Origin of the sequence: Mesorhizobium australicum WSM2073 (assembly GCF_000230995.2) — a bacterium.
GTDB classification, from domain to species: domain Bacteria; phylum Pseudomonadota; class Alphaproteobacteria; order Rhizobiales; family Rhizobiaceae; genus Mesorhizobium; species Mesorhizobium australicum.
Genome location: NC_019973.1, coordinates 3,818,586 through 3,835,012, shown reverse-complemented (window position 1 = coordinate 3,835,012; position 16,427 = coordinate 3,818,586). Strand labels below are relative to the sequence as shown.

The following is a 16,427-nucleotide window of genomic DNA, read 5'->3' as shown; positions in this document are numbered from 1 at the left end:
CGCCTTGAATCTGGTTATTTCTTGGCGTTCTGGTTGGCCACCGGTTCGCCCTTGACGCGCACATCGGCGATCGTCGAGCGCAGCGCCGTCACCTTGGTGCCGCCGCCAAGATCGATCTCCAGCTCGTTGTCGTCGATCACTTTCGTCACCTTGCCGACAAAGCCGCCGCCGGTGACGACAGTGTCGCCGCGACGAACCGCCGCCAGCATCTCGCCGCGCTTCTTCAGCTGCGTGCGCTGCGGGCGGATGATCAGAAAATACATGATCACGAAAATCAGGACAAACGGCAAAATGCTGATGAACATATCGGGAGAGGCGCCGCCGATGCCTTGGGCGTATGCCGGTGTCACGAACATCGAGGTACTCCTGAATTTTGAAAAACAGCCACCAAACGATCAAGCGGGATTTGGCGGCCCCTAGAAATTTGGCCGGAATATAGTCGGTAAAGTTGTCAATGCAACTGCGCGGCCGGGCAAATCGGCTGCTTTTCCGGCCTGTTTAGCCGTGTTAGAGCAGGATCGCGAAAACCGCGAGCCGGTTTTCGGAAAAGATCACGCTCGAACAAATGGTTGCAACCGGTTTCGAAACCGCCGGAATCGAACCGGACCTACCTGCCACCGCAAAAACCGAAGCAAAAAAGACCCGACATGACCGATACCAGCATCGACGCCCTGAACCAGAAACTCGACCGCCTGATCGAGGCGGTCAGCCGCCTCGCGCCGCCGCCGGCGCCTGAAACCGACCTCAACGTGGCCGACTGCTTCGTCTGGCAGGCCGATCCCGGATATCTGGAGCCGGTGCGCAAGGTCAACCGCGTGGATATCGGCCTGATCCGCGGTGTCGACCGCGTCCGCGACATCCTCGTCGACAACACTGAGCGCTTCGCCGCCGGTTTCGCCGCCAACAACGTCCTGTTGTGGGGTGCCCGCGGCATGGGCAAATCGTCGCTGGTCAAAGCCGTACACGCGCGGATCAATGCCAAGGCGAAGCCCGGCCTGCCACTCAAGCTGATAGAAATCCACCGCGAGGACATCGACACGCTGCCGAAGCTGATGGGCCTGCTGAAGGCGGCCCCCTTCCGCGTCATCCTGTTTTGCGACGATCTGTCCTTTGACCATGACGATACGTCCTACAAGTCGCTCAAGGCAGCACTCGAAGGCGGCGTCGAGGGCCGTCCGGCCAACGTCATCTTCTACGCGACCTCGAACCGCCGCCACCTGTTGCCGCGCGACATGATCGACAATGAGCGCTCGACCGCCATCAACCCATCGGAAGCGGTCGAGGAAAAGGTCTCGCTATCCGACCGTTTCGGGCTGTGGCTCGGCTTCCATAAATGCTCGCAGGACGAATATCTCGACATGGTCAACGGCTATGCCAGCCATCATGGCCTCGACATCGACCCCGAGCAGTTGCGCGCCGAAGCGCTGGAATGGGCCACCACACGCGGCAGCCGCTCAGGCCGCGTCGCCTGGCAATTCACCCAGGATCTGGCCGGCAGGCTCGGCAAGCCATTGAAGGATTGAGGCGATGGATCGCGCCGCCAACCCGATCAACCGACAGCGTCATTTGGGCGGCGTCCGTCGCAAATCGCGCGGCGTTTGACCGATCTCGCGGCGCATCCAATGCGCCAGGTGTGACTGGTGCGCGAAGCCCGTCATTTCAGCTACTTCGCTTGTGCTGAGGTCGCCTCGCTGCAGCAGAACGCGTGCGCGTTCAACGCGACGCCGTAACACATAGCGGTGCAAGGTGACGCCCGTCGCCACTTTGAACCATGTCCGCAAATGCGAGCTGCTCGCGCCGGCAACGCGGCTCAGTCGATGAATCGAAAGCGGCTCGTGAAGAGCCGCCTCGATGTGCTCCAGCACGCGTTTGAGCTGGGTATCCGACAACCGGTTCGTTCGGCGGATATCAGGTTCACCAAGGCCAAGCAGCCTCACCGCCAGTGCGGCGCCAATGCTGTCGGCAAACAAAGGGCCGCTCGGCGAATCTGCATTCAGTTCGCTCCCGAGCGCCCGGGCGAGATGTTCGATGCGCTGGTCGCGAAGCAGGTGGCGCGTGTCGAGCCGCAATGCTTGCCCCTTGCCGCCAAGCTCCGCCACCACCCTTTCCATCAGCGCTGGCTGCAACGCAATCTCGATCGTGTCGAACGGGGTTTCGGCCTCGAAGCCGCCCTCCTGGCCGGCTGGCACCAGGTCGATATCCCCGGCGCGCCTGACGAAATATCGCCCAACCTGATCGCAGTAGGAGCGTGTCGCCGCGCTGGCATGCACCATGATGCGATGGTGTGGAGCCCGGGACAGGCGGTGGACTCCGGCTTCGATATGCCGGGAGGCCATTGTTACATCGGACACGGCTTGAGCCGGAGCGTATTGCGACTGCATGCTCTCTCTCGATTCATGGCAAAACCTGTCCGAGATTTGGCAATTCCCGCGCGATTTTCAATGCCGTCGACCTGTACTCACGCCTCTCCATCAAACTTGGACGAGAGGTTACACCATGAGTTTCTATGTTGTTGTCGGAGCGGGCCCGGTCGGTCGCGAAACCGCTCGCCTTCTTGGCGAGGAAGGACATGATGTCGTTCTCACCAGCCGAAGCGTCGGCTCCAACGCATTGCGGAACGTGCGGCCCATGCAGGCCGATGCTACCGATGCGTCGGAACTCGCGCGTGTCTGCCAAGGCGCCGATGCCATCTTCATGTGCGCCATGGCCACCTATCACAGGTGGCCAACCGATTTTTTCCCCATCATCGACGGCACCGTGCGCGCGGCCGAAGCGGTCGGCGCGAAACTCATCGTGTTGGGCAACCTCTATGGCTATGGGGAAAATGCCGATAGCCCGCTTCGTTCCGACCTGTCCCTGGATCCTACTTCGAAGAAGGGAACGGCCAGGACGATCATGTGGCAGCGAGCCGCCCGTGCCGACGTGCCGGCAATCGAAGTGCGGTCCAGCGACTATCTCGGCCACAGCGCGATCAGCTACTTCTCGCTGGTCGCCCTGCCCTCCATCATCGAAGGGAAGCCTACCGCTTTCATTGGAAACCTCGATGCGACGCATGCCTGGGCCTTCACCAAGGACGTCGCCAAGACGCTGGTCGCGGCTTCCCGCTTCACGGGCGAATGGGGACGGGCGTTTCACGTCCCCTCGCAATACGCCTCACCCCGGGAGCTCATCCAGAAAACCGCTGCGATGCTTCGACAGGAGGTTTCAGAAATCCGTTCTTATTCGATTGCCGAGATGGAAGCATTGGGTATGCATGAGCTCATCGAGATGAGCTATCTTTTCGAGAACCCCTTGCTGGTGGATTCTTCCGACGCCGAGGTGCTTCTCGGTATCAAGGCCAGCAGCCTTGAGGTCATGATCGCCGACACGCTGCGTGATCATCTCCGCGCTTGAGGGCCGGCCTTCGACAGAACTGAAAAAGCCCGCTCCTTGCGGAACGGGCTCAGCCGGCGGGCTGGACTGGAGGTCAGGCGGCCCGCATATCGCTTTTTTTCTTCTATTCGAGATAGCCTGACGGATCGACCGGGGCGGAGTTCTTGCGCACTTCGAAGTGCAGCTTCGGCGAATCCGTCGTGCCGCTCATGCCCGAGAGCGCGATTTCCTGGCCGCGCTTGACCTTCTGGCCGCGCTGGACCTCGATCGAGCTGGCATGGCCATACACGGTGACCAGGCCGTTCTCATGGCGCACTAGCACCGTGTTGCCGAATTCCTTGAGGCCGTCGCCGGCATAGATGACAACACCGTTCTCGGCCGCCTTGACCGGCGTGCCCGTGGGCACGGCGATATCGACGCCGTCCTTGCCGGATCCGAAACCGGAGATCACCCGGCCGCGCACCGGCCAGCGCATCTTGCCGATGCCGGTGGCATCGGGTGCCACCGCGTCGTCGTCCTCGGCCTGCTGGATGACCTTGGCGTCCTTCTTCGGCGGCGTGTAGGAGGCCAGCGTTTCCGAAGGCGTGGCCTTTGCCGGGACTTGCGTTGTCGCGGTGGTCACCGGATCGACCTTGGCCGGCTTGGCGCTGGCAACCGTCGCCGTTCCGCCGCCCGGCACCTTCAAGGTCTGGCCGATTTTCAATATGCCGTCCTTCATGCCGTTGGCCTGCTTCAGCGCGACCACGCCGACGCCGGTCTTTCTGGCAATCGAGGACATCGTGTCACCCGACTGGACCGTATACGTACCGGCGGCGCCGGTTGCCTTGGCCATCTGCGCCGGCTTGGGTTCCTTGGGCTGGTTCGCCGTGGCCGACGCATCGACCTGGGCGGCGGACTTGCCCTCCTTCAGCTTAGGCTGCTGCGGCAGCACCGCCACCTTGTCCGGCGCGCTGGCCGGCAGGTCATGCTTGCTGTCCTTTGCCGGCTTTGCGTCGGCGACCTTCGGCTCGGCCTTGCTCGAATAGGCATAGGCCGGGATGACGATCTTCTGGCCGGTCTTCAGCCCCTTGGTCGGGCTCAGGCCATTCACCTTCATGATGACATCGGCCGGCACCTTGTAATGCGCCGCCAGGCCGGAAATGGTCTCGCCGTCCCTGACGGTGATTTCGGTCGCGTGCGGCGTGCCTGCCTGGGCCATCCTCGGCTCGTCGGGCTGGGCATTCTTGAAAGGCTTGGCGGCCGGCGCGACAGTGCCGGTCGTCGTCCTGTCGACATGAGGAGCGGGCCGAACCAAGGCCGGCGCCGATGCGACACGCACCGGATTGGCGGCAGGCGCGAGCGCTGGAGCCGGCTGCGCCTGCGCGGAAGCCGGCGGCGGCAAAGGCCGGCTCGAAACCGGATCGAGGCTGGAACGGCTCACCGACTGCGTGTGGCTGCCATCAAGCGGAGCAGCCGAGACATCGCCCGGATAAGGCTGCACCGCATCCTGCTTGTTGATGATGGCACGTTGATTGTTGGTCGAGGACGTGAAGACGTCGTCGACACTGTTGAACCGCGAAGCCTGGGAACTGCACCCGGCCGCCGCGCCTGCAATCATCAGAACAGCGCAGCCCCGCGCCAGATTGCGACTATTTGTCTTCAAAACACTGAGTTGCATCGCACTAACCCGCACAAACGCTGCACCAACTGGACAGGATTAAAGCGCGTTAATGTTACTGGCCGGTTAACCCATTAGAATCCGACGAAAATTTTCTTAAAACATTTGGGGATGATCAGCGGCACGATGGCGAGCCCGAAAGAGATCCGGCGGCCGGCCGGAAACTAGATAACCGCTGCAATGCTTCGCAGGATCGGCTGCAGCCGCACGAGGCCGATATCCTCGCGCTCGAAACGGCTGCCGACCTTGGTGAGCTTGGCCAGCACCTGCTCGCCCTCCTCCGGCCCGATCGGCGCGATGACGATGCCGCCGCTCGACAATTGGTCGAGCAGGAAGCGCGGCAAACTGTCGAATGCAGCCCAGGCGACGATGCGGTCAAACGGCCCTTCATTGGGCAATCCGTTGGAACCATCGGCCTGCCGCACGATGGCATTGCCTATGCCGAGTGCCTCGAAACGCTGCCTGGCTTGCTCGACCAGCGTCTTGTACCGATCCACGGTCACGATCCGCGCCGCCAGCCGCGACATGACAGCCGATGTGTAGCCGGAACCGGTGCCGATCTCGAGCACGCGGTTTCCCGTTTCAATGGCCAATGCGGCGATCACCGCCGCCTGCAGATCCGCCCCTTCGATCGCTTCGCCGCATTCGATCGGCAGCATGCGGTCCGACCAGGCGATCTGGTGGTATTGCGCTGCCAGGAAGCCGCGTCGCGGCGTTGCCTCGAAAGCCGCGATCAGCGCCTTCGGCACCGTTCCCCTGCCGCGCAGGCGCAGCAGGAAAGCGGCAAATCCTTCGCGATCATCGATTGGAAAGCCCTGATTCATGCAAGCGCCTTGCTCAGCTGGTCACGGATCTCATGCGCGGTAAGGTCAAGCTGCAGCGGCGTCACCGACACCAGCCTGTTGCGCAGGGCAAAGAGATCGGTGCCCTGCTTGCCCTCGACCGGCTCGCGGCCGAAGCGCAGCCAGTAATAAGGCAGGCCGCGCCCGTCGCGGCGCTCGTCGACCCACAGGCTGTGCACCAGCTTGCCCTGCGTGGTGACCACCGTGCCGGCCACTTCCTCGGGAAGGCAGTTGGGAAAATTGACGTTGAGCAGGACGCCGTCCGGCAGCGGCGTCGCGACGAGCTTCTTCAGCAGTGCCGGCGCCAGCGCTTCGGTGGTCTCATAGGGGACGACGCGATCCTCGCCGACAGTGCTGTAGCCCTGGCTGAGCGCTATCGACCGGATGCCGAGCAGCGCGCCTTCCATGGCGCCGGCGACGGTACCGGAATAGGTGACGTCGTCGGCGATGTTGGCGCCCGAATTGATACCGGACAGGATCAGGTCGGGCGCACCGGGCAGGATCTTCTTGACGCCCATGATGACGCAATCGGTTGGCGTGCCGCGCACGGCAAAATGCCTTTCGCCGATTTTCCGCAACCGCAGCGGCTCCGAAATCGACAGCGAATGCGCATAGCCCGACTGGTCCTGTTCCGGCGCCACCACCCAGACATCGTCGGACAGGGTGCGGGCGACGCGCTCGAGCGACGCCAGGCCCTCGGCATGAATGCCGTCGTCATTGGTCAGAAGAATGCGCATTATTTCGATTCGATCTTTTCCAGCCCACCCATGTAAGGCCGCAGCACTTCAGGAATGGTTACGCTGCCATCCTCATTCTGATAGTTTTCGATGACAGCTATGAGCGCGCGGCCGACAGCGGTGCCCGAACCGTTCAGCGTATGGACGAAGCGGTTGCCCTTACCATCCTTGTCCTTGTAACGGGCATCCATACGGCGCGCCTGGAAATCGCCGCAGACAGAGCAGGACGAGATTTCGCGATAGGCGTTCTGGCCGGGCAACCAGACCTCGATGTCATAGGTCTTGCGCGCGCCAAAACCCATGTCGCCGGTGCAGAGCACCATAGTCCGGAACGGCAGCTCAAGCCGCTTCAAGACTTCCTCGGCGCATTGTGTCATCCGCTCATGCTCGGCGAGTGAGGATTCCTGGTCGGTGATCGAGACCAGCTCGACCTTGTAGAATTGATGCTGGCGCAGCATGCCGCGCGTATCGCGTCCCGCCGAGCCTGCCTCGGAACGAAAGCAGGGCGTCAGCGCCGTGAAGCGCAGCGGCAGCTTTTCATGCGCCGTGATTTCTTCGCGCACGAGGTTGGTGAGCGGCACTTCGGCGGTCGGGATCAGGCCAAGCCTGCCCTCTCCATGTGGCGTGAAGAACAGATCCTCCTCGAACTTCGGCAACTGGTTGGTGCCGAACAGAACGTCGTCCTTCACCATCAGCGGCGGGATCACTTCCTCATAGCCATGCTCCGTCGTGTGCAGGTCGAGCATGAACTGGCCGATGGCGCGTTCCATCCGCGCCAGACCACTCCTGAGCACGGTGAAGCGCGATCCCGACAGTTTCGCCGCGCGCTCGAAATCCATCATGCCGAGCGCTTCGCCGATCTCGAAATGCTCCTTCACCCAGTTCGGCCGTGTCGGCACCTTGCCGACGACATGCTTGACGACATTGTCGTGCTCGTCCTTGCCGACCGGCACGTCGCCGAACGGCACATTCGGCAGCACCGCCAGCGCATCGTTCAGCGCCTTGTCAAGCTCGCGCTCGCGCGCCTCGCCGTTCTGGATGAAGGTCTTGATCTCGCCGACTTCGGCCTTGAGTTTCTCGGCAAGGGCGGCATCGCCCGAACGCATGGCGTTGCCGATCTCCTTCGAGGCGGCGTTGCGGCGCTCCTGCCTGGTCTGCAGCTCGGTGACATGTTCGCGCCGCGCCTCGTCCTTGGCGATCAGCCCGTCGACCGTGGACTGCGCCTCATCCGCCGACCACGAGCGCTTGGTGAGCGCCTCGACAAGGGCCTTCGGGTTGTCGCGAATCCATTTGATGTCAAGCATGGTGTCCGTCCTCAAGCTAGGTTTGAGGGGCGTAAACCGCATCCTTGATCGATGCAAGATGGGCCGGGCGGCGGTTGTCGTTTTCCGCCGCCGCCGATGCCCTACGAGGCCGCCGGCGCTGGCGGCTCGTCCGGCGCCTTGCCGGCCACGGTCTCGCCGGCTTCCTGCTTCTCGCGCGCAAGCCGCTGTTTCTCCTGGTCGCGCTCGATCCACCGCGCGGCCCAGATGGAAACCTCGTAGAGAAGGATGGTCGGAATGGCCAAGCCGATCTGGCTCATCGGATCCGGAGGTGTCAGCACCGCGGCAACGATGAAGGCGATGACGATCGCCCATTTGCGTTTTTCGGCCAGCGCCTTGGACGACAGCATGCCGACGCGCGTCATCAGGCTGGTTACCACCGGCAGCTGGAACACCAGGCCGAAGGAGAAGATCAACGTCATGATCAGGCTGAGATATTCCGACACTTTCGGCAGCAGCGAAATCTGTACCTGGTCATCGGTGCCGACCTGCTGCATGGCGAGGAAGAACCACATCACCATCGGCGTGAAGAAGAAATAGACCAGCGAGGCGCCCATCAGGAACAGGATGGGCGATGCGATCAGGAACGGCAGGAAGGCATTGCGCTCGTTCTTGTAGAGCCCAGGCGCAATGAATTTGTAGATCTGCGTGGCGATCAGCGGAAAGGCGATGACCATGCCGCCGAACATGGCGAGCTTGACCTGCGTGAAGAAGAATTCCTGCGGCGCGGTATAGATCAGCTCGACCTTGTGCGGGTCCAGCCCTGCCCATTTCGTCGCCCACTTGAAGGGGACAACCAGAAGGTTGAACAGCCTCTTGGCAAAGAAGAAGCAAACCAGGAAGGCAACGAAGAAGCCACCGAGAGACCAGATCAACCGCCTGCGCAGCTCGATCAGATGCTCCATCAGAGGCGCCGACGATTTTTCGATCTCGTCCTTTTCCTTGTCCGAAACGCTCACTTGGCGGCTCCAGCCGTCTTTTTGGCTACCGGCTTCTTGGCCCCAGCAGGTTTCGGTTCGGTTTTCGCAGGCGCCTTGGCAGCAGGCGCCTTGGCTGCAGGCGCCTTGGCGACGGCAGGCTTCGTCACAGCCGCGGTTTCAGGAACTGCCGCTGTCGTGGCCTTTGTCGACGCCTTGGGCGTGGGTGCGGTTTTTGCCGCCCCCGCGGGTGAGGCTTTTGCCGCCACCACCTTAATGGATGGCGCTTTTGAAGCCGGCACCGCCTTGGCGGTTTTCTTGGATGCCTTCGGTTCCGTGGAAGCCGCCACCACCGATTCATCGGTCATCGCCGGGAACATCGATGCTGGGGTCGTGACTTCCGGGCCATTGACGCCAGGCATGGTCGTTGCACCGTTCTTCAACGGCTCGGCCGCCTGTGGCGTCGCCGCGGCAGGGGCCGATGGATCGGCGGCGGCCGGCTTCGGCTTCATCGCCGCGTCGACGCCGGCGCGCACATCGGCTGCCGCCTGCTCGAACGGATTGAGCTGCTTCTTGATCTCGGCGACTGGGCTGAGACCCCGGAGTTCGTCGACCGACTTCTTGACGTCGTCGAGCTCGGCTTCCTTCAAGGCCTCGTTGAATTGCTTCTGGAAATCGGCGGCCATGGCGCGCAACTTCGCCGTCGTGCGGCCGAATGTGCGCAGCATGTTGGGCAAATCCTTGGGCCCGACGACCACGATCATGACGATCGCGATCACCAGCATTTCGGTCCAGCCGACTTCAAACATGGCAATCTGTTCCGACTAGAACTTTTGGCTCAGCTCTTGCTGGCCTTTTCCTTCGCGGCCGAAACGGTCTCATCGGCACGGTGTTCGACGGTGCGCTTGTCGTCGGCAACGTCGTCGTCGGCCATGCCTTTCTTGAAGCTCTTGATGCCCTTGGCCATGTCACCCATCAGCTCGGGAATCTTGCCGCGGCCGAACACCAGCAGCACGATCACCAGCACGATCATCCAGTGCCAAATCGAAAATGAACCCATAGCCAAATCTCTCTCGAATGTTTTCCCTGGCGATGATCTATGCGTTTTCGCTTTGGGATTCAAACACAACCGCGACAGAGTTTATGAAAGGCCGACGGATGTCACGCATTTTCGGCGATGCGGCCCGCTACCAAACGGCGCATGTAAAGCCGGAAAGCAGCTTTTGAAAGGCGCTCGTGGTCAATCTTCCGTGACGCGCGGCGTCAGCAGACCGAGCTCCTCGAGGTCGATGTCGGTCAGCGGATCCTCGTCCTCGGTCAGCGCGTCGGGATCGGCCGGCGGTTGCGGGATGGAGAAATTCGACGGCATGCGGCCCGAAAGCAGGCCGGCGCCTTTCAGTTCCTCCATGCCTGGAAGATCACGGATTTCCTCGAGTGCGAAATGGTCGAGGAAGGTTTCGGTGGTGCCATAGGTGACGGGGCGGCCGGGCGTTTTGCGGCGGCCGCGCATGCGCACCCATTCCGTTTCGAGCAGCGTGTCGAGCGTGCCCTTCGAGGTTTCGACACCTCTGATGTCCTCGATCTCGGCGCGCGTCACCGGCTGGTGGTAGGCTATGATCGCCAGCACCTCGAGCGCCGCCCGTGACAGCTTGCGCTGCTGCACCGTATCGCGGCTCATCAGGAAAGCCAGGTCGCCAGCGGTTCGGAAGGCCCAGGCATCGCCAACCCGCACCAGATTGACGCCGCGCCGGGCGTAGATCTGCTGCAGCTCCCTCATGGCTAGCGCGACATTGATGCCATCGGGAAGGCGTGCGGCAAGCTGCTTTTCGCTGACGGGTTCGGCGCTGGCGAACACGATCGCCTCCGCCATGCGCACGGCTTCCGCCATATGCAGACGCTCGGCCGGGTTCTGCACCTGCTCGGCCACATCCTCGGAGAACCACTCCTGCCCAGGCTCGTCCTCGACCTTGAACGGGATAACCGAAGCGTTGGCGCGTTCGCTCATGATGCCACCTCGACTGCCTTGATTGCTTGCGTGCGGCCGCGCAAATAGATCGGGGCAAATGTCTGATCCTGCCGCACGTCCATCGTGCCGTCGCGCACCAGTTCCAATGTTGCCGCGAAGGAACTGGCGATCGCCGTGCGCCTTTCCTCGGGGCTTGTCATGTACACGATCAGGAAACTTTCCAGTGTCGTCCAGTCGCTTACAGCCCCGACAAGGCGGGTCAGGATGTCGCGCGCGTCCTTGAGCGACCAGACACCGCGCCTGGCGATCGTCACGTTGTTGATCGCCTGCTTCTGCCGCTGCTGGGCATAGGCCGTCAGCAAGTCGTAGAGCGACGCCGAATAGGCGTTGCGCTTCTCGATGATCACCATTTCCGGCATGCCGCGCGCGAACACGTCGCGACCGAGCCGGTTGCGGTTGACCAGACGCGCAGACGCGTCGCGCATGGCTTCGAGCCGCTTCAGCCGGAACTGCAGCACCGCCGCCAGTTCCTCACCGCTTTCGCCCTCCTCGCCCGGCTGCTTGGGAATCAGCAGCTTCGACTTGAGGAAGGCCAGCCAAGCCGCCATCACCAGATAGTCGGCGGCAAGTTCGAGCCGCAGCGCCCTCGCCGTCTCGACAAAGGTCAGATATTGCTCGACCAGTGCCAGGATCGAAATGCGCGCCAGATCGACCTTCTGGGTACGGGCAAGATGCAGGAGAAGGTCGAGCGGGCCCTCGAAGCCGGCCACGTCGACGACCAGCGACGGATCGCCGGTGACGCGTGAATCGTCATTCTCGGCCCACAGGCGATCCATCGGTGCGGCCTTCGGAGCCTTGCTTTCCAATGCTTCCGCCACTGCCCTGTCACTTCCCTTGGCTATGCCACCGCGTCGAAATAGGTGGCGAATTCAGCGCGTATCTCGGTTTCTTCTACCGTGTCGCTTTTCTTTATATAGGCCATTGCTCGCTTGGCGCGCTCCAGCGACTTGCCTTCAAGCCCTTTGGTGCGCGATGCGATCCCCGCCATCTCCTCGAAAACGCCGTTGCAGTGAAGGACCAGATCACAGCCGGCCGCAAGGATCGAGGCGGCCTTTGTCGGGAAATCCCCAGAAAGTGCCTTCATCGAGGTGTCGTCGCTCATCAAGAGCCCGTCGAAGCCGATCTCGCGGCGGATGATCTCGTCGATGACCTTGCCGGAAGTCGTCGCCGGATTCTTGGGATCGATGGCGCTGTAGACGACATGCGCGGTCATCGCCATCGGCAGATGGTTGAGTTCGCGGAACGGGGCAAAGTCGTGCCGTTGCAGATCGCTGAGCGAGGCGTCGACGACAGGCAGCTCGAAATGCGTGTCGGCAAACGCCCGGCCGTGCCCCGGAACATGCTTCATCACGGGCAGCACGCCGCCCGCCATCAGGCCTTCGGCCGCGGCGCGGCCGAGTTCGATGACCGGACGCGGATCCTTGCCATAGGCGCGCGCGCCGATGACATCGCTGGCCCCTTCGATCGGGACGTCGAGCACCGGCAGGCAATCCGCCGATATGCCGTAGCGCAGGAGGTCGAAGGCATGCAGCCGCGCCATCAACCAGGCGGCCCGCGCGCCTGCGTCGTGATCGTCGCGCCAAAGCGCCCCCAGCGCGCCACCGGCCGGATAGTTCGGCGCCAGCGGCGGTCGCAGGCGCTGCACCCTGCCGCCTTCCTGGTCGATGAACACCAGCGCGTCCGGGCGCCCGATGCAGTCGCGCATCTCGGCGACGAGATCGCGGATCTGCTCGGCCTCGCCGATGTTGCGGGCAAACAGGATGAAGGCCCACGGGCACTCATTGCGATAGAAACGGATCTCTTCGCGGGTGAGCGTTTTCCCGGCACAGCCGAGGATCATGGATTTTGATTCGGTCATTTCAGGAGTCTAGGGCTTCGCGCGGTCAAAGGGAATCATCCCTGACCGCATGGCCGGCTGCAAAACAGGCTTCCACATGAAAAAGTCGGCGCGGCCTTCGGCCGCGCCGACTTTGAGAGATTGGATCGACGCCTAGAGCATGATGCCGAAAAGTGTGAAACGGTTTTCGGACGACATGCTCTATCTCTTGATTTAGAGACGGATTCAGATTTCAGGTCGACTCGACCTGAAATCATCCGGCTCTAGCGCGATACGAAGCAGTTGCCGCCCGCGGTCTTGTAGCTGGTGCACAAATTGATCGCATCGTTGCGCGACTGAGCCGGAACGCGCACGCGGTAGAACGTGCCCTTGCCGGCGATCTCGGCCTTGACGATGTTGGCCGTGCGGCCGGAGAGCACGCTGCCGTAGCGGCGCTGCAGGTCCTGGTAGGTCGACTGGGCACTCTCTACCGTCGGCTGAGAAGCGATCTGCATCGACCACGAACCGCTGCCGGTCGCGGTCGAGGCGGGATCGATGGAAGCGACCTGATCTGGCTTGACCTCGCCGACCACGTCGACCGGCTGGTCGGACGGACGCTGCGGCGCGATTGCAACCTTGGCTGGCGTATTGGCCGACTGCGCCTTGGCAGGCTTGGCCGCGGGCTTCAGAGCCGGCTCATCGTCGGCCTGCGCGGCGGCGGGCGCCACGGTGCCAGTCTGGTCGGTGCCAGTCTGGGCGGTGCCAGTCTGGGCGGTGCCAGTCTGGGCGGTACCGGTCTGGTCGGCCCCAGTCTGGTCGGCATTGGCCTGCGCGGCAGGCGCCACATGCTGTGGTGCCGGATCGGTCGGCTCCGCCGCGGCGACCTGGGGTGCGGCCGGTGCCGGATCCTCACGCGCCACCAGCGAGCCGTCGGACTTGACCACCATGGTCCTAACCTTGCGCGGCGCAACGGCAACGACATCGTTGCTGGTGCCCTTGTCGGCTTCCTGCAGGACCTGCGCGATGCGATCCTCCGACTTCGGCGTGGGCGCCGCAATGTTGGCGGGGGCCGCACCAGCGGTCGAGACGTCACCTGCGCCATCCGTGCCGGCGGCGGCGTTCTGGTCGGGAGAAAGATCGACGGCGCGGGCCGGGTCCTTCGCCTGCACGTCCACCGGCTCCTCGGCGTTGGTGACGAGCTTCTGCTGGACCGGCTCGGCCGGCTTCGCGCCCTTGACCACCGCGTCATAGACCTTGTTGTCCTGGTTCGGCACCACGGTGCCGCCCGGATTTTCCGGCTTGATCTTGATCGGTGAATTATCGGCCTTGACGATCACCGGAGCCTCACTGCCGCCCTTGCCGCCGAAAGACAGCGCAAAGGCGCCAAGACCGCCCGCGACCGCCACGGCACCGACTATCGCCGCGATGAAGAGGCCGCGCCGGCCGGACGACCGGGCGGCTTCCCGCTCGCCGAGACCCGGAACCGACATCGCTTCGTCCAGTTCGGGATCGTAGTCGAGTTCATCGACGGTGAAATCGTCCGCCTGCGAGATCGGCTGGCTGCCGGGCAGATCATCGAAGCCTTCAGCAGCATCGGCATAGGTCGAGGCCGCCGCCGCGCGGGCAGGCATTTCCGCCGGCCGTGCCGCATAGGTCCGCGCTTCCGGCTGATAGGTCGGCCTGGATTCTTCATATTCCGGATTGACCGCGTCATATCCCGGATTGGCGTCGCCATATCCCGGATTGGCCGCGCCGTATCCCGGATTGAACCCGGCATTGTAGGATTCGTCCGCATAGGCGGCGCTAGTGGCAGAAGCAGGCGCGACCTCCACCGAATTCATTTCAGTCAGAAGGCTGGCGAATTCGGCGTCGAGATCGTCATAACCGGATGCTACCGGCTCATCGTCTTCGAAATGCAACTCTGGAATGTCGAGATCGTCGGCCAGCGCCACGACGCGCTCCGGCACATCGACCGTCTCGACATCGGGCATCTCTTCATAACGCGAGGACTGCTGCGCCTGCGGTGCCGATGGAGCCACGTAGGGAGCGGCTGCAACCGGCTCGGCCGGCCGGTAGGACGGCACGGCGGCCGTTTCCGGTGCTGCCGTCCAGGCCGCCATCGAGGCGGCAGGCTGCGCGGCAAATGCCGGCTGTTGGGGAACCGGTGTCACGCGGCTCCACGAACGGGCCGGCTCCGACGGCGCGGAGCGTTCCGCCAGCCAATCGAGCGAATCGGCTTGATCCTGCAGGGAAGCTGTTTCCTCATGCGGGTCAACGCCCTCGGCCCGGATGGCGTCGATGGCGCCATTGTCGAAATTGACCTCGCCCTGTTCAGCGGTCTCCGAGCCGAAATCATGGTCCTGAAGCTCGTCGAGCAGCAGGTCGTCGAGGTCAACGTCGGCGGCCTGGTCGGAACCGGACTGATGCACATCCTGGGACGCTGCTTCATCGAGATCCCAGTCGAGATCACCAACAAGATCGACAGGTTCCTCCGCGGCCTTTGCAGTCGAGACGAGTGGCGGCTGAACAGGCGCGGCGGCCGGCTGGGGCACGACCGGCTGAGCCATGGCCGGCTCCCTGGCCGACGGCAGCGTGCGCGCGGTCATGGCGCCAAGAAGCGCGTTCAACTCGTCTTCGAGGCTTCGTTCGTCCGTGATGGGCGCCTGCACTGGGGGCGCGATGGCTGCCGCCATCGGCTGCGCGGGAGCCGCGGCAATTTCGGCGGCTGGCTCTTCGGCGGGCTCGGCAAACGCCTCGTCCAAATCCAGGTCGAAAGCGTCATCCGAAATGGCTTCAGCGCCTGGAACCTCGTCCTTCGTGCCGATGACATCGGCAAGCAACTCATGTGCTCGCGGCTCCTCAAAAGCTTCTGGCTCGTCGGCCTGAACGTCAAAATCCACGTCGACATCGGCCATGGCATCGTCGAACTGACCAACGAAATCCTCGCCGGAGATCGACTGGGTCTCATCCGCGGTGGCCGGCGCCGGCTCTGGATATTCGGCAGCAGCCACTTGGCGCTGATCCGCCGAATGGTCGTCGAGCATCAGCTCGTCCTCGAGCGAGATCGCAACGGCATCGTCGAATTCTTGATCGGAAGCCGGCTCGGCCGCTGCCGCCACTTCTGCAACCGGCGATTCAACGGCATACCGGGGCTCGGCGGCCTCGTCCTCGATATGGAAATCCCGGTCGAGGGAAGCGGCAAGCTCGTCTTCCATCGGCAGATCGTCGTAGAAGGCCGAAACGTCTGCGAGCGAGCTGGCCACGGTATTGTCGAAATCGATGTCGACGGCAGGCTCGACGGACGGCACAGCTTCCGCGGCGCCGGCATGGCTGGCGGCCACCGTCCGGTCATCGACCTCAGCCATGTCCAGGTGAAAATCGTCATCAAGCGACAGCGCGAGATCGTCATCCGACACATCGATTGCCACCGGCTCGAATGCCGGCTCATGAGCCTCGACAAGCGGAGCGACGACGCTGTCGGCAGCGTCGAATTCGCCCATAAGTTCCTTCTCGAGATCGATGTCGAAATCGCCCTCTCCCGCAGCCTGATCGGCGACCATGGCTTTCGGCTCGGCCGGCGCCTGCGGCTTGACCGGCTGGCGGGGGTCGAATCCCATGATCCTGGTCAGTTCCGCGAACGGATCATCGGCGGCGATGTCGTTGTTGTCGGCTACTCTCAGCTGGGTTCTGTCTGCCATTATTGTTCCCGAACTCGCACTCATTCGGACGCCATGGACG

At 63.0% G+C, this 16,427-nt stretch carries 15 protein-coding genes; 2 read left to right on the top strand and 13 right to left on the bottom strand.

Annotated features, from left to right (window positions below):
• Positions 1–14: 14 nt before the first annotated feature.
• Positions 15–356 (bottom strand): preprotein translocase subunit YajC, encoded by a 342-nt coding sequence (yajC, locus tag MESAU_RS18370; RefSeq protein ID WP_010909882.1) that lies wholly within the window; start codon positions 354–356, stop codon positions 15–17.
• Positions 357–647: 291 nt separating this feature from the next.
• Here yajC and MESAU_RS18365 point away from each other — a divergent pair, with 291 nt between their 5' ends.
• The gene (locus tag MESAU_RS18365) at positions 648–1,523 is read left to right on the top strand and encodes an ATP-binding protein (RefSeq protein WP_015317542.1); all 876 of its coding nucleotides are present in this window, start codon (positions 648–650) and stop codon (positions 1,521–1,523) included.
• A gap of 39 nt (positions 1,524–1,562) precedes the next feature.
• Here MESAU_RS18365 and MESAU_RS18360 read toward each other — a convergent pair whose 3' ends face one another.
• The gene (locus tag MESAU_RS18360) at positions 1,563–2,381 is read right to left on the bottom strand and encodes an AraC family transcriptional regulator (RefSeq protein ID WP_015317541.1); all 819 of its coding nucleotides are present in this window, start codon (positions 2,379–2,381) and stop codon (positions 1,563–1,565) included.
• Positions 2,382–2,496: 115 nt separating this feature from the next.
• On the opposite strand from MESAU_RS18360, the gene MESAU_RS18355 reads away from it, so the two are divergent.
• Positions 2,497–3,393 (top strand): NAD-dependent epimerase/dehydratase family protein, encoded by an 897-nt coding sequence (locus MESAU_RS18355; protein ID WP_015317540.1) that lies wholly within the window; start codon positions 2,497–2,499, stop codon positions 3,391–3,393.
• A gap of 103 nt (positions 3,394–3,496) precedes the next feature.
• Here MESAU_RS18355 and MESAU_RS18350 read toward each other — a convergent pair whose 3' ends face one another.
• The 11 genes from MESAU_RS18350 to MESAU_RS18300 form a co-directional block, all read right to left on the bottom strand.
• Complete coding sequence (locus tag MESAU_RS18350; RefSeq protein WP_015317539.1) at positions 3,497–5,029, bottom strand: peptidoglycan DD-metalloendopeptidase family protein; 1,533 nt, start codon at positions 5,027–5,029, stop codon at positions 3,497–3,499.
• Between the two features lie 164 nt (positions 5,030–5,193).
• Complete coding sequence (locus MESAU_RS18345; protein WP_015317538.1) at positions 5,194–5,853, bottom strand: protein-L-isoaspartate(D-aspartate) O-methyltransferase; 660 nt, start codon at positions 5,851–5,853, stop codon at positions 5,194–5,196.
• On the bottom strand, positions 5,850–6,608 hold the full coding sequence (surE, locus tag MESAU_RS18340; protein ID WP_015317537.1) for a 5'/3'-nucleotidase SurE: 759 nt from the start codon (positions 6,606–6,608) through the stop codon (positions 5,850–5,852). The genes MESAU_RS18345 and surE overlap by 4 nt, the downstream gene beginning before the upstream one ends.
• Entirely contained in the window at positions 6,608–7,912 is a 1,305-nt protein-coding gene (gene serS / locus MESAU_RS18335) for a serine--tRNA ligase (protein ID WP_015317536.1), read from the bottom strand. Before serS ends, surE begins: the two co-directional genes overlap by 1 nt.
• 101 nt (positions 7,913–8,013) lie before the next feature.
• A complete protein-coding gene (gene tatC, locus MESAU_RS18330; protein WP_015317535.1) occupies positions 8,014–8,889 on the bottom strand; it encodes a twin-arginine translocase subunit TatC in 876 nt (291 codons plus the stop codon).
• Positions 8,886–9,656: a Sec-independent protein translocase protein TatB gene (tatB, locus tag MESAU_RS18325; protein WP_015317534.1), complete on the bottom strand. Its 771-nt coding sequence runs from the start codon at positions 9,654–9,656 to the stop codon at positions 8,886–8,888. Before tatB ends, tatC begins: the two co-directional genes overlap by 4 nt.
• 29 nt (positions 9,657–9,685) lie before the next feature.
• Positions 9,686–9,907, bottom strand: coding sequence for a twin-arginine translocase TatA/TatE family subunit (locus MESAU_RS18320; protein ID WP_015317533.1), 222 nt, complete (start codon positions 9,905–9,907; stop codon positions 9,686–9,688).
• A gap of 180 nt (positions 9,908–10,087) precedes the next feature.
• Entirely contained in the window at positions 10,088–10,852 is a 765-nt protein-coding gene (gene scpB / locus MESAU_RS18315; protein WP_015317532.1) for an SMC-Scp complex subunit ScpB, read from the bottom strand.
• On the bottom strand, positions 10,849–11,649 hold the full coding sequence (locus MESAU_RS18310) for a segregation and condensation protein A (protein WP_015317531.1): 801 nt from the start codon (positions 11,647–11,649) through the stop codon (positions 10,849–10,851). The genes scpB and MESAU_RS18310 overlap by 4 nt, the downstream gene beginning before the upstream one ends.
• Positions 11,650–11,711: 62 nt before the next feature.
• Positions 11,712–12,731, bottom strand: coding sequence for a beta-N-acetylhexosaminidase (gene nagZ / locus MESAU_RS18305; protein ID WP_015317530.1), 1,020 nt, complete (start codon positions 12,729–12,731; stop codon positions 11,712–11,714).
• Between the two features lie 242 nt (positions 12,732–12,973).
• Entirely contained in the window at positions 12,974–16,387 is a 3,414-nt protein-coding gene (locus MESAU_RS18300) for an SPOR domain-containing protein (protein WP_015317529.1), read from the bottom strand.
• Positions 16,388–16,427 lie beyond the last annotated feature (40 nt).